The organism is Hymenobacter sp. YC55 (assembly GCF_029433095.1).
GTDB lineage: Bacteria > Bacteroidota > Bacteroidia > Cytophagales > Hymenobacteraceae > Hymenobacter.
Genome location: NZ_JARNTX010000001.1, coordinates 2,123,677 through 2,144,959, shown reverse-complemented (window position 1 = coordinate 2,144,959; position 21,283 = coordinate 2,123,677). Strand labels below are relative to the sequence as shown.

20 protein-coding genes are annotated in these 21,283 nt (G+C 57.3%); 6 read left to right on the top strand and 14 right to left on the bottom strand.

What is annotated here, in order from left to right; all coding sequences use genetic code 11:
• Window positions 1-13 precede the first annotated feature (13 nt).
• The 10 genes from hisF to P1X16_RS09125 all read right to left on the bottom strand — a co-directional run bounded on the left by hisF (window position 14) and on the right by P1X16_RS09125 (window position 8,605).
• The gene (gene hisF, locus P1X16_RS09170; protein ID WP_277227772.1) at window positions 14-772 is read right to left on the bottom strand and encodes an imidazole glycerol phosphate synthase subunit HisF; all 759 of its coding nucleotides are present in this window, start codon (window positions 770-772) and stop codon (window positions 14-16) included.
• Window positions 773-875: 103 nt separating this feature from the next.
• Window positions 876-1,592: a 1-(5-phosphoribosyl)-5-[(5-phosphoribosylamino)methylideneamino]imidazole-4-carboxamide isomerase gene (gene hisA / locus P1X16_RS09165; RefSeq protein ID WP_277227769.1), complete on the bottom strand. Its 717-nt coding sequence runs from the start codon at window positions 1,590-1,592 to the stop codon at window positions 876-878.
• Window positions 1,593-1,680: 88 nt separating this feature from the next.
• On the bottom strand, window positions 1,681-2,268 hold the full coding sequence (gene hisH / locus P1X16_RS09160) for an imidazole glycerol phosphate synthase subunit HisH (protein ID WP_277227766.1): 588 nt from the start codon (window positions 2,266-2,268) through the stop codon (window positions 1,681-1,683).
• Window positions 2,269-2,421: 153 nt separating this feature from the next.
• Window positions 2,422-3,534: a bifunctional histidinol-phosphatase/imidazoleglycerol-phosphate dehydratase HisB gene (gene hisB / locus P1X16_RS09155; RefSeq protein WP_277227763.1), complete on the bottom strand. Its 1,113-nt coding sequence runs from the start codon at window positions 3,532-3,534 to the stop codon at window positions 2,422-2,424.
• A gap of 71 nt (window positions 3,535-3,605) precedes the next feature.
• Entirely contained in the window at window positions 3,606-4,391 is a 786-nt protein-coding gene (locus tag P1X16_RS09150; RefSeq protein ID WP_277227760.1) for a tRNA(His) guanylyltransferase Thg1 family protein, read from the bottom strand.
• Complete coding sequence (locus P1X16_RS09145) at window positions 4,357-4,809, bottom strand: AAA family ATPase (RefSeq protein WP_277227758.1); 453 nt, start codon at window positions 4,807-4,809, stop codon at window positions 4,357-4,359. The genes P1X16_RS09150 and P1X16_RS09145 overlap by 35 nt, the downstream gene beginning before the upstream one ends.
• A 7-nt stretch (window positions 4,810-4,816) precedes the next feature.
• Window positions 4,817-5,875 carry a histidinol-phosphate transaminase gene (gene hisC, locus P1X16_RS09140; protein WP_277227755.1) on the bottom strand — a complete coding sequence of 353 codons (1,059 nt, stop codon included), beginning with the start codon at window positions 5,873-5,875 and terminating at the stop codon, window positions 4,817-4,819.
• A 91-nt stretch (window positions 5,876-5,966) separates the two neighbouring features.
• Complete coding sequence (gene hisD / locus P1X16_RS09135; protein WP_277227753.1) at window positions 5,967-7,286, bottom strand: histidinol dehydrogenase; 1,320 nt, start codon at window positions 7,284-7,286, stop codon at window positions 5,967-5,969.
• Between the two features lie 137 nt (window positions 7,287-7,423).
• The gene (gene hisG, locus P1X16_RS09130; protein WP_277227750.1) at window positions 7,424-8,275 is read right to left on the bottom strand and encodes an ATP phosphoribosyltransferase; all 852 of its coding nucleotides are present in this window, start codon (window positions 8,273-8,275) and stop codon (window positions 7,424-7,426) included.
• A 186-nt stretch (window positions 8,276-8,461) separates the two neighbouring features.
• The gene (locus tag P1X16_RS09125) at window positions 8,462-8,605 is read right to left on the bottom strand and encodes a hypothetical protein (protein WP_277227746.1); all 144 of its coding nucleotides are present in this window, start codon (window positions 8,603-8,605) and stop codon (window positions 8,462-8,464) included.
• 195 nt (window positions 8,606-8,800) lie between these two features.
• On the opposite strand from P1X16_RS09125, the gene P1X16_RS09120 reads away from it, so the two are divergent.
• On the top strand, window positions 8,801-9,766 hold the full coding sequence (locus tag P1X16_RS09120; RefSeq protein WP_277227743.1) for a DUF2911 domain-containing protein: 966 nt from the start codon (window positions 8,801-8,803) through the stop codon (window positions 9,764-9,766).
• A 291-nt stretch (window positions 9,767-10,057) separates the two neighbouring features.
• Window positions 10,058-10,525, top strand: coding sequence for a MaoC family dehydratase (locus P1X16_RS09115; protein WP_277227739.1), 468 nt, complete (start codon window positions 10,058-10,060; stop codon window positions 10,523-10,525).
• Between the two features lie 111 nt (window positions 10,526-10,636).
• Here P1X16_RS09115 and P1X16_RS09110 read toward each other — a convergent pair whose 3' ends face one another.
• Window positions 10,637-11,344 carry an arylesterase gene (locus tag P1X16_RS09110; RefSeq protein WP_277227737.1) on the bottom strand — a complete coding sequence of 236 codons (708 nt, stop codon included), beginning with the start codon at window positions 11,342-11,344 and terminating at the stop codon, window positions 10,637-10,639.
• Window positions 11,345-11,516: 172 nt separating this feature from the next.
• On the opposite strand from P1X16_RS09110, the gene P1X16_RS09105 reads away from it, so the two are divergent.
• Together P1X16_RS09105 and P1X16_RS09100 are read left to right on the top strand one after the other, a co-directional pair.
• Window positions 11,517-12,224 (top strand): ABC transporter ATP-binding protein, encoded by a 708-nt coding sequence (locus tag P1X16_RS09105; RefSeq protein WP_277227734.1) that lies wholly within the window; start codon window positions 11,517-11,519, stop codon window positions 12,222-12,224.
• Complete coding sequence (locus P1X16_RS09100; protein WP_277227732.1) at window positions 12,221-14,788, top strand: FtsX-like permease family protein; 2,568 nt, start codon at window positions 12,221-12,223, stop codon at window positions 14,786-14,788. Before P1X16_RS09105 ends, P1X16_RS09100 begins: the two co-directional genes overlap by 4 nt.
• Before the next feature lie 95 nt (window positions 14,789-14,883).
• Here P1X16_RS09100 and P1X16_RS09095 read toward each other — a convergent pair whose 3' ends face one another.
• Window positions 14,884-15,870 (bottom strand): aldo/keto reductase, encoded by a 987-nt coding sequence (locus tag P1X16_RS09095; protein ID WP_277227729.1) that lies wholly within the window; start codon window positions 15,868-15,870, stop codon window positions 14,884-14,886.
• Between the two features lie 268 nt (window positions 15,871-16,138).
• Here P1X16_RS09095 and P1X16_RS09090 point away from each other — a divergent pair, with 268 nt between their 5' ends.
• Window positions 16,139-16,693, top strand: coding sequence for an NUDIX hydrolase (locus tag P1X16_RS09090; RefSeq protein WP_277227726.1), 555 nt, complete (start codon window positions 16,139-16,141; stop codon window positions 16,691-16,693).
• Between the two features lie 406 nt (window positions 16,694-17,099).
• Entirely contained in the window at window positions 17,100-18,680 is a 1,581-nt protein-coding gene (locus P1X16_RS09085; RefSeq protein ID WP_277227723.1) for an alpha/beta hydrolase-fold protein, read from the top strand.
• 25 nt (window positions 18,681-18,705) lie between these two features.
• Here P1X16_RS09085 and P1X16_RS09080 read toward each other — a convergent pair whose 3' ends face one another.
• Together P1X16_RS09080 and P1X16_RS09075 are read right to left on the bottom strand one after the other, a co-directional pair.
• Complete coding sequence (locus P1X16_RS09080) at window positions 18,706-19,281, bottom strand: GNAT family N-acetyltransferase (RefSeq protein ID WP_277227720.1); 576 nt, start codon at window positions 19,279-19,281, stop codon at window positions 18,706-18,708.
• 499 nt (window positions 19,282-19,780) lie between these two features.
• The gene (locus P1X16_RS09075) at window positions 19,781-21,241 is read right to left on the bottom strand and encodes a hypothetical protein (RefSeq protein ID WP_277227718.1); all 1,461 of its coding nucleotides are present in this window, start codon (window positions 21,239-21,241) and stop codon (window positions 19,781-19,783) included.
• Between the last annotated feature and the right edge of the window lie 42 nt (window positions 21,242-21,283).

Genomic DNA, 21,283 nt, shown 5'->3' with positions numbered 1-21,283 from the left:
CCAGGAAATGGAGCTATAGGCGTACCGGGATACCGTCCTGGCGAAGATGTTCCTTTAACTCGCGGATACCTATTTCACCGAAGTGAAAGATACTGGCAGCCAAACCAGCATCGGCGTGGGCTTGCTGAAAGACGTGGGTGAAGTCCTGCTTGGACCCCGCCCCACCCGAAGCCACCACCGGCACTGACACCGCCCGGCTAACAGCCCCCGTGATATCGAGCGCAAAGCCATCCTTGGTGCCGTCGTTGCTCATGCTGGTAAGCAAGATTTCGCCGGCTCCGCGGTCGGCCGCCTCCCGGCACCATGCTACGGCATCGAGGCCCGTGTTGTGCGTTCCGGCCCTCGTGTAGATCTGCCAGCCATCAGGCTCGTGGTAGCGGGCATCGGCCGCCACTACGATGCATTGCGACCCGAACCGACGCGCCAGCTCATCAATTAGCTCCGGGCGCGCCAGGGCGGCTGAATTGATGCTCACCTTATCGGCACCGTTCAGCAGCAAAGCCTCCACATCGCGCACCGTCCCGATACCACCACCCACCGTGAAAGGAATATCGAGTTCCCGCGCCACATCCCGCACCAAAGCCACCAGCGTGGCCCGTTTCTGGTTGGTGGCCGTAATGTCAAGAAACACTAGTTCATCGGCGCCTTCCCGGGCATAGCGGGAAGCCAAGGCCACTGGGTCGCCGGCATCGCGCAGTCCTTCAAAGCGCACCCCCTTTACGGTGCGGCCATCTTTCACGTCGAGGCAAGGAATAATACGTTTCGTCAGCATAAAATTCGTTTTTCATTGTTGGGAGACTCGTCTTTTGTTTGGTCTTATGCTTGAGCTTTTAAGAAGCAGGAGGCCGCAGGAAAACGAGTCTTTGACACGAGAGCTAAAGCCACGGCTGTAGCTCGGGCAACGTAATGGTCCCTTCGTAGATGGCCTTGCCGATAATGGCACCATACATGCCGATTTCGGCTAAGGCCGCCACATCCGCAATGGTCGTGACGCCGCCACTGGCAATAAGTTGGGCTTCGGGCAGGGCCTGACGCAGCGTGCGATAGGTGGCCAGCGCCGGGCCTTGCAACTTCCCATCCTTGCTTACATCCGTACAGATAAAGGTGGTAGCCCCAGCTGCTAGGTATTGCTGCAGAAACTCCTGCAGCGTCCGTTCACTTTGCTCGGCCCACGCATTGATGGAAATGTAGTTGTCGCGGAAGTCAGCCCCCACAATAATCTTTTCGGCCCCGAAAGACTGGAGCCACCCTCCTACCAACGCCGGTTCCCGCACAGCAATGCTGCCCGCCGTGACTTGTACAGCCCCGGCGTCAAAAGCCTGCCGCACGGCTTCCTCACTTTGGAGCCCCCCGCCATAGTCAATCACCAGCGAAGTGTTGGCCGCAATGCGCTCTAGCACGGGCAGATTCACCGGGCGCTTGGCCCGGGCTCCATCCAGGTCTACCAGGTGCAGGCGTTTCACTCCCTGCTGCTCGAAGCGCTGGGCCACCGCTACGGGGTCGGAATCATACGTTGTTTGTTGCGTGAAGTCGCCTTCGGTGAGGCGCACGCACTGCCCGTTGATGAGGTCTATGGCAGGAATTATCTCCATGGGGTACGATGTGCTTTGTGGATGCAGTTGTCACGACAGGCTGCTGCAGGACCCATCCCCGGGTACCATAGAAAGCAGCAGTCTTGCATTACATTCGGATAAAGTTTTCTAGGATACGGGTACCCACCGGGCCACTCTTTTCGGTGTGAAACTGGACGGCATAGAAGTTCTTGTGCTGAACAGCGGCACTGAAAGGCATAGGGTATGCAGCCTGCGCAATCGTATAATCACCTACCGGGGCGTAGTAGCTGTGCACGAAGTAGACGTAGTCTTCCTCGCGCAAGCCGGCAAAAAGCGGCGACCGTAGCTCCTGCAGCGTGTTCCACCCCATGTGGGGTACTTTGTAGTCGACGCTAGCCGGGAAACGCACTACGTCGAAAGGGAGGATACCAAGCAGGTCGGCGTTGTTTTCCTCGCTGTGTTGCCCAAGCAATTGCATGCCCAGGCAAATACCGAGGAAAGGCTGCGTAAGGGTGGGTAGCAGCTGATCGAGCCCCTGGGCCCGTAGTTCCTCCATAGCGGAAGCTGCCTCGCCTTCCCCCGGAAACAGGATCTTATCAGCCCGGCGAATGGCATCGTGGTTGGCTGTCAGCGTGGCTTCTACCCCTAGCCGATCGAGCGCAAACAGCACCGACTGGACGTTGCCCCCTTTGTAATCAATTACTGCTATTTCCATGACTTACTTGTGACTCTGAACAAGGTTTATCCATATGCATAAACAAATGAATAAACTCGCTTTGCCGCTTTTTGATGCCCTTAACTTCAAGGTATAACGCTTGTATTCAGCTACTCTACGGGCTTACCCATTTGTTTATACATATGGGTAAGCCTACAGAATGCCCTTCGTACTAGGAATTTCCATCTTGCTGGCATCGCGCACCAGAGCCATCTTTATAGCTTTGGCTACCGCCTTGAAAATGGCTTCAATCTTATGGTGTTCGTTGGCGCCTTCCGCTTTAATGTTGAGGTTGCAACGGGCCGCGTCGGAGAAGCTTTTAAAGAAATGGTAGAACATTTCGGTAGGCATGTCCCCTATCTTCTCCCGCTTAAACTCTGCCTCCCACACCAACCATGGACGCCCCGAAAAGTCGACCGCAGCTTGGGCCAGCACGTCGTCCATGGGGAGCAAGAATCCGTAACGGGCCAATCCCCGCTTATCGCCGAGAGCTTGGGTGAAGGCTTCGCCCAAGGCAATGGCGGTGTCCTCTATCGTGTGGTGCTCATCGATGTGCAAGTCGCCTTGCACCTGAATCTTCATGTCGACGCCAGAATGCTTACTCAACTGATCGAGCATATGGTCGAAGAAGCCTAAACCAGTATGCATCTGCGGCCGACCGTTGCCATCAAGATTTAGCTCAATAAAAATCTTGGTCTCGTTGGTATCTCTTTGTACTACGGCAGTACGAGCAGGCAAACGGAGGAATTGGTATATACTTTCCCAACTCATAGTAGTAAGTGCGGCCCGCTCATCACTCTCCGCCTCGGGCTTTAGTAGAATAGCCTGGCACCCCAGGTTCTGCGCTAGCTCGACGTCGGTTAAACGGTCACCCAAAACGAAAGAATTCGAAAGATCATACCCATTCGCCTGTTCCAAGTAATGTTGTAACATGCCGACACCGGGTTTGCGGGTATCCAAGTTTTCGTGGGGGAAACTCCGGTCAATGTGCTCCCGCGCAAACTCCACTCCTTCCGAGCGCAAGATATCGAGCATCATGTTGTGGGCCGGCCAGAACGTTTCTTCGGGAAAGCTGGCAGTACCGAGCCCATCCTGGTTGCTCACCAAGACCAACTCGTAGTCTAGTTCGCGGGCAATGCGCGAGAGACCGGTGATGGCACCTGGTACAAACTGAAACTTCTCTCTGCTCAGAGAATCAACTTGAAAATCGGTGGGCGGCTCAATCAGGATGGTCCCGTCCCGGTCAATGAAGAGAACTTTTTTCATGGAGTGAAAGATACCGCCGAGTTCAATGGTTACCCCGACGGATAGTATATAATATGGTAAAAGCTGACGGCCTACTCGGCCGCGGCCAGGAAAGCACCAACCCACTGCGCGTAGGCATCGCCCAACGGAAGCTCTAGGTTAGCAGCCAACCGCCGCCGGGTAGTTTCAATAGGCTGCTGGCTGAGTGGGTTTAGTCCGGGCTTGGCGTACTCTTCCCAATGCAGCCCCACTCCGCGCTTTTGCCAAGCTGGAAGCGTATCGTAATTAACGCCCGCTCCAAACAGCAAGTCGTGCTTGGCCGCGGTGCTCAACCCTTTGACTTGGCTGGTCGCCTCCCCCACCGTCCGGCCCTGCTTGCGCAGTAACCAGTAGCTATGAGCGTTCAACGAGTTACGGCCAGCATCTTCTTGGCGCCATCGGAAATAATCAAGCACGTCTTGTTGGCGGGGCAACTGGGAAATTCGACAGTCGAAAACGCCTACGGAGCCTAGCTGCAAAGAAAATTGGGCTGAGGCCTCACCCGCCAATACCGAGATGTATTTGCGCAGCTTGCGGCCGAAGGTATCCTCGGCAGGGTGCAGCAACAGCGAAATTTCGTCGCTTTGGGTATACCCGTACACCATCCGAAAACCGCAGTCCAATAAGTGGCGCGTGGTCTGCACCATATAGTCCCGCATCCGCTCGTCGAAGGGCGCCTCGAAGGGGTGGACTTCTTTGGTCAGACGGGTGAAGCCGCGTCCATCCAGGCGAGTCACCAAGTAGAGGCCGGGCAAGGCGCAATGGTCGTGGGCGGTTTCGAATACCCGCAGCCGCGCATCTAGCTCATTGAACTTCATCTTGCCAGTCGTTGATTTCAAATTCCTGATTGCCCAGGGCTCGCACGAAATAGAGTTGATCGAAGCCTTCGGTGCGGGTTGGGCGCTGCAAGCGGTTGCGGGTACCCCGGATTCCTCGGTCGGGAACTTGGCGCTCCGCCGGACGCTGCCGGTTCCGCTCGAGGGCTTCGGCGGCCACTGAATGGAAAAAGTAACCGACTACCTCGAAGCTTGCTGCGCGGGCCGACTCTATATAGGCAGCTCGTTCGGCGCGGGTTGGGTTGGTGTTGTCAATCACGCAGCGCATTTGGGTTTCCAGGCACAGCTGCAACAGCCGCCGCTCCCGGTTGCGCGTGCGCAGCAGGTCGAGGCTGATGCGCACGTGCGAATGGAAGAACCGCTGCATGTAGAAAGTCGACTTGCCCGTCGCCTGAATCCCGCAAAACAAAACGAGCTGCATAGGCTAGCTAGCGCGAGGACGAGAAGTTTTGCAGGGCCTGCACCAGTTGCTCGTTTTCTTCGGTGGTGCCTACCGTCAGGCGGAGCGTGCCGGCGCAGCCGGGCTGGGTGGTGCGGTTGCGCACCACAATGCCTTTGCCAAGCAGGTAGTCATAGACGGCGGTGGCGTCGGGCCGGAAACGAACCAGCAGGAAGTTGGCATCGGAAGGGAATACCTCCTCCACAATAGCGAGGGCAGGCAGTTGCTGGTTTAGCCAGTCGCGGCCGGTTAAGAGCTGCTCGCGCATCTGCCCGAAGTGCGGGGCGTCCTGCAGCGCGGCCAGGGCATGCTGCTGCGTGGCTTCCGATATATTATAAGGAGGCTTGATTTTGTTGAGGTAGTTGATGACTTCCGGCGAGGCGAAGGCCATCCCCAAACGCAAACCAGCCAGTCCCCACGCTTTCGAGAAAGTCTGGAGCACCACCAAGTTGGGAAACTCAGCTAAGCGCGTAGTCCAGCTAGGCGCCTCGGCAAAATCAGCGTAGGCCTCATCGACCACGACCAGCCCCCCGAAACCACGCAGGATTTCTTCGATATACTCGGCGTGCAGCAAGTTGCCGGTAGGGTTATTGGGTGAGCAGAGGAACACCAACTTCGCCGGCGAGGCGAGAACTTGCGAGACAATTTCGGGCGAGAGTTGGAAGTCGGCCGTGAGCGGTACCCGCTCGATGCGCACGTCGTTGAGGTTGGCGGCCACTTCGTACATGCCGTAGGTTGGCGGCAAGAGCAGGATGCTGTCTTGGCCTGGGGTGCAAGTGAGGCGCACCAGCAGGTCAATAGCTTCGTCGGAACCGTTGCCGAGGAAAATCTGGCTTGGGTCCACTCCTTTCAGCTTCGCCAAGGGGGCCTTCACGGCGCGCTGCTGAGGGTCGGGGTAGCGGTTGAACAGGTCGGGGCCGGCGCTACCGAGGCTGTTCTCGTTGGCGTCGAGCATCACCCGCGCTTCTCCCTGAAATTCGTCGCGGGCGGAAGAGTAAGGTTTCATGGCCCGGATATTGGGCCGAACCAGGTTATCTAGTGCAAACATCTTGTTGAGTTTTCAATGAATAGTAGCAAGCAAACAGACGGCGGGCAACCGGCTAGGCCCTACATGAGCGGAGCGCTGGCCGGGTGCCCCCTCAATGCTGCTGATTCATTGCGGATTGCTCGTTATGGATGGAATCCAGGCGCAGCGTCACGGCGCGGGCGTGGGCGTGCAGGCCTTCCGCTTCGGCCATAGTTTCCACTACCGGTCCTACCTGCAACAAGCCTTCGGTAGTAATGCGCTGGAAGGTAATTTTCTTGAGAAACGAATCCAGCGACACGCCACTGTAATTGCGGGCGTAGCCGTTGGTGGGCAGCGTGTGGTTGGTACCGGACGCATAGTCGCCGGCCGCTTCGGGCGTGAGGTGGCCCAGGAACACGGACCCGGCGCTGGTAACGCCTTCGGCCAGTTGCTCAGGATTGCGCACGGCCAGTATCAAGTGCTCGGGGGCGTATTGGTTGGAGAAGTATAGCATCTCCTCAGGCGTGCGCAGCAAAATAGCCCGGCTTTCTTCCAGCGCCTGGGCAGCCACCGCGGCCCGCGGTAGCTCGGCCAACTGCCGGGCTACTTCCGCTTGGGTTGCCTCGATAAGCTCCATCGAGTCCGAAAGCAAAATCACTTGCGAGTCGGGGCCGTGCTCGGCTTGACTAAGCAAGTCGGCCGCCACGAAGGCGGGGTTGGCGGAGGCATCGGCAATAACCAGCACTTCGGACGGACCAGCCGGCATGTCAATGGCCACTCCGTAGCGGGTAGCCAGTTGCTTAGCGGCCGTTACGTACCGATTTCCAGGCCCGAAAATCTTATCGACGCCCGGCACGCTTTCGGTACCGCCACTGAGGGCGGCCACAGCTTGCGCCCCACCGGCCTTGATGATGGTAGCAATACCAAGCAATTGAGCCGTGAACAGAATCACGGGGTTAATAGAACCATCTTTCTGGGGCGGAGTGCACAAGACTACTTCCGGGCAACCAGCTAGGCGGGCGGGTACGCCCAGCATTAATAAGGTACTAAACAACGGTGCCGTCCCGCCCGGAATATACAGTCCCACCCGCTGCACGGGCACGGCCCGCCGCCAGCAGCTCACGCCCGGCATGGTTTCCACCCGCTTTTCTTCTTCGCGCTGCGTGGCGTGGAATTTCCAGATGTTGGCGTGGGCTTGCCGAATAGCCGTTTGCAACTCCGACGGCACCTGCGCAACGCCCGCCAGGATTTCATCGGCCGTTACGCGCAAGCCGGCACTAACGTCGGCCCCGTCGAAGCGCTGCGCGTAATCTAGCAAAGCCGCGTCGCCGCGTTGGCGCACATCCTCGAAAATCTGCTGCACCCGCAACTCGATATCCTGGGCCTGCTGCGCGGCGGCCCGCTGCTGCAACGCGGCCCAATCGGGCTGGGCCGGGTATTGAAAGATCTGCATGGTTGGGTTGTTGATGGGTAGTTGTTAGTTGACTAAGGAGTTGGTTGAGATAGAGATAGATAATAGCTGCCGGTTGCTCCTTACTAACAAAGAGCGCATACCCTTCAACATTCAGTCAGTATCTGAACAACCAGCAATCAACTAATCATCTTCTCGATGGGCAGCACCAGAATACCCTCGGCGCCCACGGCTTTGAGCTGGCCGGTGATATGCCAAAAGTCGTCTTCGTTCACTACCGACTGCACCGACACCCAGCCTTCCTCGGCCAGCGCCGTAACGGTGGGAGACTTAATGCCGGGCAACAGCGCCTTCACGGCGGCTAGCGAAGCGGTGGGCGCGTTCAGCAATATGTATTTGTTGCGGCGGGCGCGGCGCACGGCCTGCATTCGGAACTGCAGCTGCTCCAGGATTTCCCGTTTTTCCTCGGTGAGGTTCTGGTTGGCAATAAGCACCGCCTCCGACCGAAATACGGTTTCCACTTCCCGCAGGCCATTCCCGAGTAGCGTAGAGCCGCTGCTCACGATGTCGCAGATAGCCTCGGCCAAACCGATACTCGGCGCAATTTCCACCGAGCCGCTGATGGTATGCAGGTTGGCTTGGACGCCATGCCCGGCGAGGTATTTGCCCAGAATAGCGGGGTACGAGGTAGCAATATTTTTGCCCTGCAAGTCGGCTACCGAGTCGTAGCCGGCGGCGCGGGGCACGGCCAAACTCAGGCGGCACTTGCTGAACCCCAGGGGCTCGATTTCCAGGCCGGGGTAGCCGGCTTCCACCAACACGTTTTGCCCCACAATGCCGAGGTCGGCCACCCCATCTTGCACGTAGCCAGGAATATCGTCGTCGCGCAGGTAGAGGATTTCGAGGGGGAAGTTGGTGGCTTCGGTTTTAAGCTTGTACGAGCTGGCAACGAAGTTAATACCGCACTCCCGAATCAAATTCAGCGAGTCTTCACTTAGGCGGCCCGACTTCTGGATGGCAAGACGAATCATAAGGGTTGGGGAAACAAAGGAGGAAGTGAAGAGTAACAACCCAGCGGTTGAAGTTGCACTTCCGAGACGTAAGAAATCGGGAACGAGCCGCGGGCTAACAAGCAACGACGACCGGGGCCACCTTTCTGGGGTGGCCGGGCGACCAAGACGGGTCGGCCCAACGGGACAATATGGTGCGTTATTCCTCTAAAAAGAGGAATGGTGCCCGTGCTGGTGATGATGCGCCGCGCGCAGCCCAACTGCTTCGCCAAGGGCGACAGCAGCCACGGGGCTGATAGAGCAAAATGAAGGCGCGGCAGTAGCGGGCATAAACGAGGATAGATGGCGCAAAAGTACAAGCTGAGTTGACAGAACAAAATATTTTCCAGGAAATCTTCTCTCAAACCCTGAACTTTAGCTACCGGTAGCGTTTCAACCTACTCTTGGCACTATTGTTTCTAGGCTTCATCTGTTGCTTAGACTCTGCTGGGTAGTTTGCGGCTGCCACAGTTCCTTTTCTGCTCTTCTATCTGCCTGTTGCTTGTTATGCGTTGTTTTCTTTCCCACGTTGTCTCTACGGTAGGTTGCGGTTTGCTCCTATCGTTGCTGCCACCAACTTCGGCTGCGCTGGCCCAAACAACTCCTCCTACCCAAACCCCACCAACTGCCGCTCCGGCTACCGCCAAAACCGCTCCCTCCGCGCCCCCGGAATCCTTGATTCCGCTGCCACAACCTAGTCCGCACGTGGTTTTGCAGCATGCTATTGGCCTTACCGATGTGGTAGTGGATTATCACGCGCCGAGCGTGAAAAACCGGGTTATCTGGCAAGGGTTGGTGCCGTACAACCAAATTTGGCGGGCGGGTGCCAACGAAAACACAGTGATAAGCTTCAGCGACACGGTCCGCATCAATGGTAAAAAGTTACCCGGGGGCAAGTACTCGTTCTATATAATGCCCCGCTCCGACCAGGATTGGGACTTGGTCTTTAACCGCGTAACCACGCACTGGGGCGCGGAAAGTTACAACGAGAAAGACGACGTGCTGCGCATTCCGGTGGTACCGGAAGCTTCTGCCCACCACGAAACGCTACTGTATTGGTTTTCGGAACTAACCACGGGCAGCGCCCACCTGAACCTGAGTTGGGAAAAGAAGACAGTGAGTTTCTTCATCGATACCAACGTGCAGGCCCGGGTAGTAGCCGGCATTGAGAAAGCGGTAGCCGCCCGCCCCAACGATTGGCAGCTGCTGGCACAGGCCGCTGAATACCTGGTGCAAAACAACCTAAACGGAGAACAGGCGCTCAATTATATCAACGAGTCCATTCGCCTGCAGGATGTTTACCTCAACAACTGGATTAAAGCCCGCCTGCTGGCTTCCAAGCAAGACTACGACACGGCCATCGTCTTCGGCCGCAAGGCTATTAAGCTTGGCGAAAAAGACGATACTACCTTCCAAAACCAATTGCCCAACATGCGCGTGGCGCTGATAGAGTGGCAGTCGAAGGCGTACTAAGTTGTTTAACCGAATAAAAAAGCCCTCTAGCTGTAGCTAGAGGGCTTTTTTATTCGGTTTGATGAGGCACATAGTAAGGCGAACTGCGCTCAACACCTGCGTGTACACTTCGTAGCTGAGCACGTTATTCAATTGACACACAATTTTCCTGCTATTTTTCAGCGCATTTCGTGCGTAAGCCCGATATACTCTCCCTTTGTATTTCTCTTAAGCTTAGTAGCTGCTTACGCAGCCGCGCGGCCTAATGGGCCGTATACGAACAACGCTCTGCTTCACTTACCAACCACCTTGATGAATAAGCTAACGATTGGCAGCCTGTCGGAACTAGAAGTACACATAGGACAGGAACTAGGCGTTTCTGAATACCACACCATCACGCAGGCCCAAATCAACAGCTTCGCCGCCGCGACGCTCGATTACCAGTGGATTCATGTGGATGCCGAAAGAGCCGCCACGGAGTCGCCCTTCCAGGCTACCATTGCTCACGGCTACCTTACGGTTTCGCTGTTGCCCTACTTGTGGCACCAGATTCTGACTATTGAGAATCTGAAAATGCAGGTGAACTATGAAATCGAGGCGCTGCGCTTCAACCAGGCCGTAACCGTAAACAGTCAGGTACGGCTGCGGGCCAAGCTGTTGTCGGTGAAAAACCTGCGCGGTATTGCCAAAGCCCGCTTAGAGGTAACGCTGGAAATCAAGGACCAGCCAAAACCCGCCTACACGGGAATAATTACGTTCCTCTACCATTTCGAAGGCTAGCTTCACAAGCTCCAACTGGGCTAGTCACACCAAGCGGCGCGAGCAATCTGGATTAAGCTAACAAAGGCTTTCGTTCAGGTTACTCGCGCCGCTTGGTGTGTATTTGCCTTGTTATCTACTAGCCTGCGTCGGCTGCTGAAGCAGCGGCTGCAAAATGGGCCAGATGGTACGGGCCACGAGGCGGTGGCCGGCTGCGGTGGGGTGAATGCCGTCCTGCTGATTGAGTTTGGCTACGCCGCCGACTCCTTCCAGTAGGAAGGGAATCAACACCAACTGGTTTTTGCGGGCTAGCTCGCCGTAGAGGGCTTTAAACTGGGTGGCATAGTCGGCGCCGAGGTTGGGCGGAATCTGCATGCCAGCCAACACAATGCGCGTTTGCGGACTACGGCGGCGCACCGTGTCGATTATGGCTTGCAGGTTTTTGCGCGTGTCGGTGAGGGGCAGGCCGCGCAGGCCGTCGTTGCCGCCTAACTCCAGCACGAATATCGAGACGGGCTGGCGCAACACCCACCCGACGCGGCTGCGCCCCCCGGCGGTGGTTTCGCCGCTTAAGCCGGCATTGACGACCGTATAGCCGAGGCCAGCCGAGTCAATCTTCTGCCCAATCAGGGCGGGGAAGGCTTCTTCGGGGTCTACGCCGTAGCCAGCGGTGAGGCTGTTGCCGAAAAACAAGATGGTTTGCTTGCCGGCTGGTGCGGGCGCAGCGGCCGTAGTGGGTGGCGTGGCCGCGCTGGCAGGGGCTTCGGCAGTTTTGGGCTCGGAGTTGCAGCCGGCTAGCAACAGCAGACAGCAACTAAACAAGGACAGGACAGGTTTCATGAGGGACGAAGCTACTTTGTTTGGTCTGTACGTAACAAGGGAAAGTATTGCACGAGTTAATTCGTCAATAGCCTTGTGAACGGAGTGTCTTACTAAAAAAGTAGTAGTTGTTCCCACATTCCTTCTATTCCTGATTCTTCATTCCCGCTGAAAACCGGCGGGCGCAACTTGCTTGTTTGTGCTTAAAGTAGAAAACCTAACCAAATCCTATACCAGCGGCGGCCGGACGCTGACCGTGCTTGAATCCGTGAGCTTCGAGCTGCAGGCGCAGGACACCTTCGCCATTGTGGGGCCTTCAGGCAGCGGCAAAACCACCTTATTGGGTTTGTGCGCGGGGCTAGACCGGGCTAGCTCGGGCAGCGTGTGGCTAAACAACATTCAACTCGACAACCTGAATGAAGACCAGCGGGCGGCCGTGCGCAACGAGCACGTCGGCTTCATCTTCCAAAACTTCCAGCTCCTACCCACCCTCACCGCCCTCGAAAACGTGCTGGTACCGCTGGAGCTTCGGGGCGTGCGCAACGGCACCAAAACCGCACAGGAACTTCTGGAGCGGGTGGGTTTGGGCGGGCGCGGCCACCACTACCCCACGCAGTTGTCGGGTGGGGAACAACAGCGCATTTCGCTGGCGCGGGCGTTTGTGAACCGCCCCAAGATTCTGTTTGCCGACGAACCCACCGGCAACCTCGATGCCGACACCAGTGCCCGGGTGGTTGAGCTGCTATTTGAACTCAACCGCGAAGCCGGCACCACGCTCGTCCTCGTCACCCACGACCTGGAGCTAGCGGCGCGTACGCAGCGCATTGTGCGCATCAAAGGCGGCGCCATGCTTTCGGATACGCGCACGGCCGCGGCTACTGTTTCTTCTTCGGCCCTATGAGTAATAGCCCACTTCCTTCTGCCCGGCCGGGCTTGGGCTGGCTGTGGCGCATGGCCTGGCGCGACAGCCGCCGCAGCCGTGGACGGTTGGTACTGTTTGTGTCGGCCATTGTGCTTGGCATTGCCGCGCTGGTGGGCATCCGGGGCTTCGGCGACAACCTCGCGCGCAGCATCGACGAGCAAGCCCGCGAGTTGGTCGGGGCCGACTTGGTGCTTTCCGGCAGCCAGCCCTTCGATTCGACACTGGCCCCTACCTTGCGCCAGCTCGGCCGCGACCGAAGCGACGAAGTAGCGTTTGCTTCGCTGATTCAGTTTCCGAAAGGCCAAGGCGTCCGCCTGGCGCAGATCAAAGGACTAACCGGCAGCTTTCCTTACTACGGGGAGTGGCTTACGGAGCCGACTACTGCGGTGGCCACCTTCCGTCAATCTATGACCTCGCGCGAGCGGGTAGCGCTGGTCGATGATGCGCTGCTGGTGCAGTTTGCGGCCAAGCCCGGCGACTCTATTCGGGTGGGGAAGCTCACGTTTCGGATTGCGGGGCGGGTGCGCAAAACGCCGGGCCAGTCGGGCTTTAGTGCGGCCGTGGCGCCTACGGTGTTTATTCCCGGCCAGTATCTACCCGAAACCGGTTTGCTACAACGGGGCAGCCGGGTGCAGTACCGTACCTATTATCAGTTTGCGCCCGGCACCGATGTTGATGCCATTGTCAAGACCCTGGAAAAGCGCCTTGACAAGGTGAATATCAACTCCGACACCGTGACGGAGCGCAAGCGCCAGACCGGCCGCTCGTTCACGGACCTTACCCGGTTTCTGAACTTGGTAGCGTTTGTGGCGCTGCTGTTGGGGTGCGTGGGCGTAGCCAGCGCCGTAAGCTTGTATGTGCGCGAGAAAGTGGCCTCGGTGGCCGTATTACGGTGTTTGGGAGCCAGCGGCAGCCAGGCCATGCTGATTTATCTGGTGCAGATTGCCGCCATGGGCTTGGTGGGCGCTTCAATAGGTGCTGCGTTGGGTACGGCCGTGCAACTACTGCTGCCCCGGCTGTTTGAAGGGTTTCTGCCCGTTACGGTGAACGTAGCCGTGTCGTGGCCGGCTGTGGCGCAGGGCCTTCTGACGGGCGTGCTCGTGGCCGTGCTGTTTGCCCTGCTGCCGCTGCTCAGCATCCGGCGGGTGTCGCCGCTGCGCACCCTACGAGCGGCTTACGAGGAAGACACCGCCAAACCCGACCCGCTGCGCATCGTGGTGTACGGCTTAATTATCGTCTTTATTACGGGCTTTGCCTACCTGCAAACCCGCGAATGGAAGCAGGCGCTCGGCTTTGCGGGTGGGCTGCTGGTCACGTTTTTCGTGTTGGCGGGCTTAGGCCAAGGCTTGCGCTTATTGGTAAGGCGCTACTACCCTACTTCCTGGAGCTACGTGTGGCGGCAGGGCCTGGCCAACTTGTATCGGCCCAACAACCAAACGTTGCTGCTCACCGTCTCGATTGGGCTGGGGGTGTTCTTGATGGCCACGCTCTCGTTGCTGCAAGGCTTGCTGCTGAGCCGCGTGCAGGTATCGGCCAGCGACGGGCAGCCCAACATGGTGCTCTTCGATATTCAGCCCGAACAGCGGGCAGGCGTCGCGCAAGTGCTTACCAGCCGCCGCTTGCCCATTCTGCAGCAAGTGCCCGTCGTGACGATGCGGCTCGCGGCCATCAACGGTCAATCCACGGCCGAACTCAAAAAGGACACGACCAGCGGCCGCAGCCGCGGTGGGCTCACCCGTGAATACCGCGTTACGTACCGCAACAAGCTTATTAGCTCGGAAAAGCTCGACCAAGGCCTTGCGCCTTATCTGCCACCCGACGGCACGCCCCGGATTTCGGTGGACTCCGACTTTCTGCGCCGCCTGCAAGTCAAGCTCGGCGATACGCTTACCTTCAACGTGCAGGGCGCGCCGCTCAACACCATCATCGGCGGCACCCGCACCGTGGACTGGACCCGGGTGCAAACCAATTTCCAGATTGTTTTCCCGGCCGGCGTGTTGGAACCTGCCCCGCAGTTTGTGGTTTTGATGACGCGCGTGCCCGACAACAACGTGCTGGCCGCGGTGCAGCGAGAACTGGTACTGAAGTTTCCCAACGTCTCGGCCATCGACCTCGGGTTGGTCTTGCAAACGCTGGACGACATTCTCAGCAAAATCTCGTTCGTTATCCGCTTTATGGCCTTCTTCAGCATTGCCACGGGGCTGGTGGTGGTAGTCAGCTCCGTGATAGTGAGCCGCTACCAACGGGTGCAGGAAAGCGTACTGCTCCGCACGCTCGGGGCCAGCCGGCGCCAGATTCTGCGCATCACGCTGGTAGAATATGCCTTGCTTGGACTGCTGGCCGCGGTGGCAGGCCTGGTACTGGCCGTGGGCGCCGCCTGGGTACTGGCCTTCTTCTTGTTTGAAGTGCCGTTCTTACCCACAATGGGTCCGCTGCTCGTCTTGGCCGTTGTCACTACCACTCTAACGGCCCTCATCGGCCTCTTCAACAGCCGCGACGTGCTGACGCGCCCGCCTTTGGAAGTGTTGCGCGGCGAGGCCTAATCTTTAACACACCTAAAAGAGCCAGCCCCGGTTTGATTTGAATCCGTAACGATTCAGATCAAACCGGGGCTGGCTCTTTTAGCTATTGCCGTGGCTTACCAGATCTGGTGCACCTGCGGCTTGATTTTGCGGTCGTAGATGGCTTGTACTTGCTGCATTTGCTCGTTGGAAAGGGCGGGCAGCTCGGCCGCTTGCAAGTTAGAGGTGAGTTGCTCGGGCTTGGAGGCGCCGGGAATTACGCAGCTCACTTCCTTAAACATCAGCACCCACCGCAACGCCACGGGCGCTAGGTTGGGCTGGTCGGGGAATAGCTGCTTGATTTCCTCCACGGCTTCCAGGCCAGTATTATAGTCGACGCCCGAGAAGGTTTCGCCTTTGTCGAAGGCTTCGCCCTGGCGGTTGAAGTTGCGGTGGTCTTCCGGGGCGAAGCTGGTGTCGGCCGAAAACTTACCGGTCAGCAGTCCGCTGGCCAGCGGCACCCGCACAATCAGGCCCACGTCGCGGCGCTGGGCTTCTTTGAACAGCAACTCTGTGGGCCGCTGGCGGAACATGTTGAAGATGAGCTGCAGCGTGGTGACGTTGGGGTACTCAATGGCTTTGAGGCCTTCTTCTACTTTCTCCACGCTCACGCCGAGGTTCTGAATTTTGCCTTCCTCTTTGAGCCGGTCGAACACCTCGAAGATTTCCGGGCGGTAGTATACCTCGGTGGGCGGGCAGTGCAGCTGGATTAAATCCAAGGTTTCGAGCTGCATGTTGCGTAAGCTGGCTTCCACAAACTTGCGCATGGCCTCCGGCGTGTACGCTTCGTTGACGTGGGGCTGGAGCTGGCGCCCGCATTTGGTGGCCACGTAAATCTGCTCGGAACGGCTGCGCACCAGCCGGCCCACGGCCTTTTCGCTTTCGCCGTCGCCGTACACGTCGGCGGTGTCAATGAAGTTGATGCCACCATCGACGGCTGCATTCAGAATTTTATCGGCGTTAGGGTGGCTAAAGGGTTCGCCCCATTTGCCGCCCACCTGCCAGGTGCCTAAGCTGATTTCAGAAACGGAAAAGCCAGTTTTACCAAGTTTGCGATACTGCATATAGTAAGGAGAAGAGTGAAAAGCGAATCCCGCTGCGCCCCATGTGGCGCTTTCGGTGGAGCGAATGTATACGGCACTAATCGAAATTCGGAGCAGCCGGCCTGTCCGCAAAAAATGCTCGGGGTTTCAGTTGAACAGGAACCGCTGTTGAGAGGCTGCCTTCAACTCGCCGCGGCGCAGTGGAATTTCGGGCTACAGCGTCCGGCGGAGTGCACTATCCAAAGCCGATTCCCTTGCTACCTTGCCGCTTCCTCATTTCGACCTTTCCATGTCCAAAGAAATAAAGCCCTGGACCACGCTCAAATCCGAGCTGGTATTCAATCACCCCTGGTACAAGCTCCGCCGCGACCATGTGCAACTCCCCACGGGCCAGGAGCTCGACGACTACTTTGTGAGCGTGCGGGCCAACGTGGCCCTGGTGTTTCCCATCACCGACGATCAGCACGTTATCATGGTACGACAGTACAAGCACGGCATCGGTGAAATCCTGATTGAAGTGCCCGGCGGCGTGATAGACGAAGGCGAAACCTCTCCCCTCGACGCTGCCAAGCGTGAACTACTGGAAGAAACCGGCTACGTTTCCGACGAGATGGAGCAGCTCATAGATGTCAGCGACAACCCCACCAAGGATACCAACCGCATCTACTTCTTTCTGGCCCGTAACGCACGGCTTGTAGCCGCCCAGCACCTCGACGAAACCGAAAATATAGAAGTACTCCGCGTGCCCGTGGCGCAAGTGGAAGGCATGATTCTTAACGGTGAAATTCGCGTGTCGGGCTCTATTGCGCTGTGCTTGCTGGCTTTGCGCAAGCTAGGATACTAGCAATTACAAGCAAAAAGAGCGTGAACACAGCTGCCATTTAGCCTGCCTGTATCTGTTCATTGAAGCGTTATTGGCTTTCGAAGAGCAACCCCATTTATTGCGCGCACCAAGCCGCGCCGTAAACACCAGCCAGTCTACCGCTACAGGGAGTTCCTTGCAACCATCGGCTGGTTGTTGGGGCTCCTTTTTTTGTCGCCGCACCGAAGCTCTGGTTTTTGAGTTGCCTAACGCACCGCGCTACAAACCGGCTGGCCGTTTCGCCTCTATCTGCGCCTTGCTTATGACACCGAACCTACGCCTCCTGAATTGGTTTGTGCGTTTATGCCTTGTCCGCGTGCAACCGAAAACTTTGCTGCTGCTTCTACTAACAGGAGCGCCAAGTTTCACAAGCCAGGCCCAAACTCCGTTGACTGGCATAACGCTTGACTTGGACAGCAAAAAGCCGTTGCCCGACGTCACCATCCGGCTGAAACGTTCCGCTAAAAGCACTCGCTCGCTGGCCGATGGCTCTTTTTCGCTGCAATTGCCGCCGCCACCTCATCTAGACACCCTCGTTTTTTCTAGAATTGGCTACTCCGACTTGCAGGTTGCCCCCAACAGCCTCGCCTTTGGCAAGCCCCAGCATTTCTACCTGAAACCTAGACCCCTGGCGTTAAGCCCCGTCATGGTGACGACCAAAAAGTTGGTGGAAAAGAAATTCGGCATCACCAACCACAAAGCCTTACTTCATTTCACCGATGGCACAATGGCACCGGGCAAGCCATTTGAAATAGCTCAAGTAATCCGGCTCGGTTCGGCGGTGGCGACCCTAACTTCCGTGAATCTGTATCTGGCGGCTTCTCAACCCGATAGTGCTACCGTTACGGTACGCTTCTATGCCTTCGATGGCGACCAGCCTACCAAGGCAGAAGTAGCGAAGCCGGTGGTTCGGCGAGTTGCCATTGAGGAAGGATGGCTCAAACTTATTCTACCCAAACAGGCTATCCATGTGCAGGGTGACGTCGTCGTTGGCTTGGAATTCAGCCCAAGCAGTAACAGTCGTTATTCAATTCCTTATGAAATAAAACTCGGGGGAACCACCAAGAGCTTTGCCCGAAACAGCCGCGAAACAGATTGGCGCGTGCCACCGCATCATTACCGGCTCTACGTAACGGCCCTGGTTCCGAACAGTACCCGCGCCAGCCGCCCCGACGATTCCGAGAACCAGGAAACCGCGCCTTCCGCCCGCCTTTTTTCCAAGGCCGTGCAAGACTCGTTTTCTGTGTATGTGCAGCTCCCTAAAGGCTACGCCGCTCACAAGAAACGCCGGTACCCCGTCGTGCTTGTGCTCGATGCCAATGCCTACTTCGACATCGTACGCAGCGAAACTAAAAAGCTCAAGAGCGCAAGGCCCCCAATCCTGGTGGGCGTTGGCTACCAAGATGCGCTGCAAATGGATTCCTTGCGTCAGCGGGACTACCTGTACCCGGCTGCCCCACCCGCCGACAGCCTGCCGCTTTCCGGGGGCGGCATGAAGTTCTTGTCCTTCTTCCAGTCTGAGCTACTTCCCTACCTCGACCACAACTATCGAACCGATGCCAACAACCGCACCCTGATGGGGCATTCGTTTGGGGGCTACTTTGTGCTGTATGCCCTAGCAGAGGCACTTCAAACCGACACCTGCTATTTCACCCGTTATGTTGCGGCGAGTCCCTCCTTGTATTACGGCAACGAGTACTTACGCCGTGAATTTACCGCCGCGCACAAAGCTTCCGCCCACCCAAACGTGCAAACTCTTTACCTGACCATGGGTAGCCAGGAGCTAGACGGCAACAACGCAGAAAGTGCCGCCACCAAAGTTGCTTTCAATTCGTTTGTTGGAGTGCTGTCCGCTAGTCAACTGCCTGCCCTAAAGCTGCAGCAGACCATTTATCCCGGCTATACCCACATGGAAACGGCAGTTCCTTCCTTTATAGAGGGTTTAGAGGGACTATATCAGCAACCATAACCGGTGGGCTGCCGCAAGCCAAGCACTAGCCTAGCGTATCTGCCTCCTGCGGCCGGGCCAGGATGACAATGGGTTGTTCCTTGTACGTGGTGCGGGCTACTTCCTGGTAGCCGAATTTTTGAGCCACCCGCAGAGAAGGCACGTTGTCCGAGTCGATGATGCAGACCGTTTCCTTGGTCTGGAAATGGCGGTTGCCCCAGGCCAACACGGCCCGGACGGCCTCAGTGGCGTAGCCCATGCCATGCACGCGCGGCGCCAGTACCCACCCAATTTCGGGCACACCGCTAATGGAAGGCTTTATGTCCCGGTTGAAATCAGCGAAGCCCACCGAGCCGATGAACTTGCCAGTACTCTTTTCTTCCACTGCCCAGTACCCAAAGCCCATCAGCGTCCAGTGTCCCTGCTGCGTCAATATCCGCCGCCACGACTCCTCGCGCGAGATAGGTTGGCCGCCCAGGTAACGGTAGAATTTCGGGTCCCGGTGCATGGCCGCAAACTCAGCTAGATCGTCGGGCCGGTAGCCACGCAGTACCAGGCGCTCGGTTTCCAAAACCGGAGCTTGGGTTAGTGCGGGAGTTGGTTGAATCGAATGATTAAGCATGGCCCCAATATAGAGAAAGCCTTACATAAGACTGGCTTTAATTTCAAGCCACCTAGAAAAACTCTGCCTGCTTCCAACTTTAAAAAACAGCGTTTACTACCAGCAGGGCGCCTATCACCTCCTATAAACGCCCAGCAACACCATGACCAGGGACAGCACGACGACGAATACGCACATTCCCAATAAGGCTATCCATAATTGATAGACCCACCTACTCCGTGCGAATCTCTCGCTTAAGAAATATTCTGCCCTAAATATGACCACCAGGCCAATTATATAGATGAAGGGCAGAAAGAGCGTTGTAGCCAGCAAAAGCGCTATGCCCATAAGGGCCCCAAAGAAACGGGAGAGGCCCACAGCAGGTGGTTGATTTTCCATAAATATAAATTATGGAATATATAGCAACTACCAACCAATCTATGCCACTTATGCACTCAAGCTCAACCCTATAGACAAGCTTCGTTGAGGCCGCTCCACACTTCAAGTTGTAGGGTTCTGCTTAACACACCCGCCGGACGGCCAACGCTATATCCGTTACCAGGGAGGGCAGTTGTACTGTCAACAGGCCACTCGAATCTACCTGCTCGTGCAGTTGGCCTACTTCGCAGCAACCCAGTGTATCCCATAGATGCACGCGGTACGTGCCGGCTTCCAGCCCCGGAACTTGCAGCTGTACCCTCAGTGGCTCGGCGGTTTTAAGCAGTAGTTTGTCTTTGCCCCGCTTGTCCTGCCGCAACAGCCACACCACCGCCTGCTCGGCGTCGCCGCAGGCAAACCCAACGAATGCCGCCGTTGAGAGCTGAATTTCGTGGTTGAGGTTGCGGCGCCGAAACCGCGACCAGTCGATGAGGCTGGTGAAATCGGCTAGGCTGCGCTGCGCGCCCCGCATGCCGGGCGTTAAGACATGCGGGCAGCGGTTGGGCCAGCGCATGCCGCCACCTGCACCGCCCGAAGCCAGATGCGCCCACTGCATATGGCGGAAGTACTCCTCGTCGAACGGCACTGGCAGGGTGCGCTTCAGGTCCTTGAAGGCGTGAATCGGTCCGTGCTCACTATCGAAAAACGGCTTTGGCTGGTGCAAATGCGCCAGCGCCTCCCGCACAAGCGCGCCAGTACGAATAGCCGAATCAACCGTGTTTTTGGGGTGGTCGATGGTTTTGGCGTCGTAGAAATGGGTGGTGGCAAAATCCAGCATCGGGTGCCGGAAAATAACGTCGGCCACGGTCGGATGATCATAAAGCACGGGGCCAAACAACGATACCGTTTGAAGGTGCGCGCGACCGTAGCGCCGGGTTTCCACTTCCCGTAGGTGGCAACTTACTTCGCGCAGGAAATCGTGGAAAACGTGGGTGCTTTTTCCGGCGTGGCTGGGATGAATCTCGTTCCACAGGTCCCAGGCAAACAAAGCCCCACTGCCGCCCCACCGCTCGGCCGCAAAGGTGAGCCGCTGCTTGATGGCCTCCAACGTACGGGGGCACAATAACCACTGCGAGCGGCGGGCACAAGGTCCGCCATTTTGCTTGTTGTATGGGTGGTCCTTCCAACGGCTCCACATCCAAAACGTGTCGTAGGGCGTGAGCAGGATGCGTAAACCGTGCTTTTCGCAGAGCGCAAACAAGTCGTCCCAGAGCCGGACCATGTTGGGCTGAAAGTTGCCGGCCGGCCGCTCTATATAGCGGTTTTCGGTTTGGCAGTATTCCAGCATAAAGCGCAGACAAGTTACGCCGTGGGCCGCCAGCCAAACTAGGTGTTCTTCTACCGCGGCCATGTTCTTGCGCCGAAACAAGCCAGCAAACTCCGGCCAGTTAATAGCATCGTTCTGCCCGATGGGGGTCCAACTCTCGCCCGTATCGGTGACAAAGTAAGGTGCATCCGGCGCCACCTGAATCCAAGGCAACGACGCCTGCGCCGCAGATTCTGCTGGAATGCACACGTTGCTGGCAGCAGTAAGCAGCTGCATAGAGGGCAAGCTAATACGGCATGCAGTTACCCGTAGGTACTT

Coding starts and splice junctions, on each gene's coding strand:
- hisB (WP_277227763.1), bottom strand. CDS start 3,534: ATGAAAAAAGTTCTCTTCATTGACCGGGACGGGACCATCCTGATTGAG.
- hisH (WP_277227766.1), bottom strand. CDS start 2,268: ATGGAAATAGCAGTAATTGATTACAAAGGGGGCAACGTCCAGTCGGTG.
- hisD (WP_277227753.1), bottom strand. CDS start 7,286: ATGCAGATCTTTCAATACCCGGCCCAGCCCGATTGGGCCGCGTTGCAG.
- hisG (WP_277227750.1), bottom strand. CDS start 8,275: ATGATTCGTCTTGCCATCCAGAAGTCGGGCCGCCTAAGTGAAGACTCG.
- P1X16_RS09115 (WP_277227739.1), top strand. CDS start 10,058: ATGAATAAGCTAACGATTGGCAGCCTGTCGGAACTAGAAGTACACATA.
- hisA (WP_277227769.1), bottom strand. CDS start 1,592: ATGGAGATAATTCCTGCCATAGACCTCATCAACGGGCAGTGCGTGCGC.
- P1X16_RS09120 (WP_277227743.1), top strand. CDS start 8,801: ATGCGTTGTTTTCTTTCCCACGTTGTCTCTACGGTAGGTTGCGGTTTG.
- P1X16_RS09145 (WP_277227758.1), bottom strand. CDS start 4,809: ATGCAGCTCGTTTTGTTTTGCGGGATTCAGGCGACGGGCAAGTCGACT.
- P1X16_RS09110 (WP_277227737.1), bottom strand. CDS start 11,344: ATGAAACCTGTCCTGTCCTTGTTTAGTTGCTGTCTGCTGTTGCTAGCC.
- P1X16_RS09095 (WP_277227729.1), bottom strand. CDS start 15,870: ATGCAGTATCGCAAACTTGGTAAAACTGGCTTTTCCGTTTCTGAAATC.
- hisF (WP_277227772.1), bottom strand. CDS start 772: ATGCTGACGAAACGTATTATTCCTTGCCTCGACGTGAAAGATGGCCGC.
- P1X16_RS09080 (WP_277227720.1), bottom strand. CDS start 19,281: ATGCTTAATCATTCGATTCAACCAACTCCCGCACTAACCCAAGCTCCG.
- P1X16_RS09075 (WP_277227718.1), bottom strand. CDS start 21,241: ATGCAGCTGCTTACTGCTGCCAGCAACGTGTGCATTCCAGCAGAATCT.
- P1X16_RS09100 (WP_277227732.1), top strand. CDS start 12,221: ATGAGTAATAGCCCACTTCCTTCTGCCCGGCCGGGCTTGGGCTGGCTG.
- hisC (WP_277227755.1), bottom strand. CDS start 5,875: ATGTTTGCACTAGATAACCTGGTTCGGCCCAATATCCGGGCCATGAAA.
- P1X16_RS09090 (WP_277227726.1), top strand. CDS start 16,139: ATGTCCAAAGAAATAAAGCCCTGGACCACGCTCAAATCCGAGCTGGTA.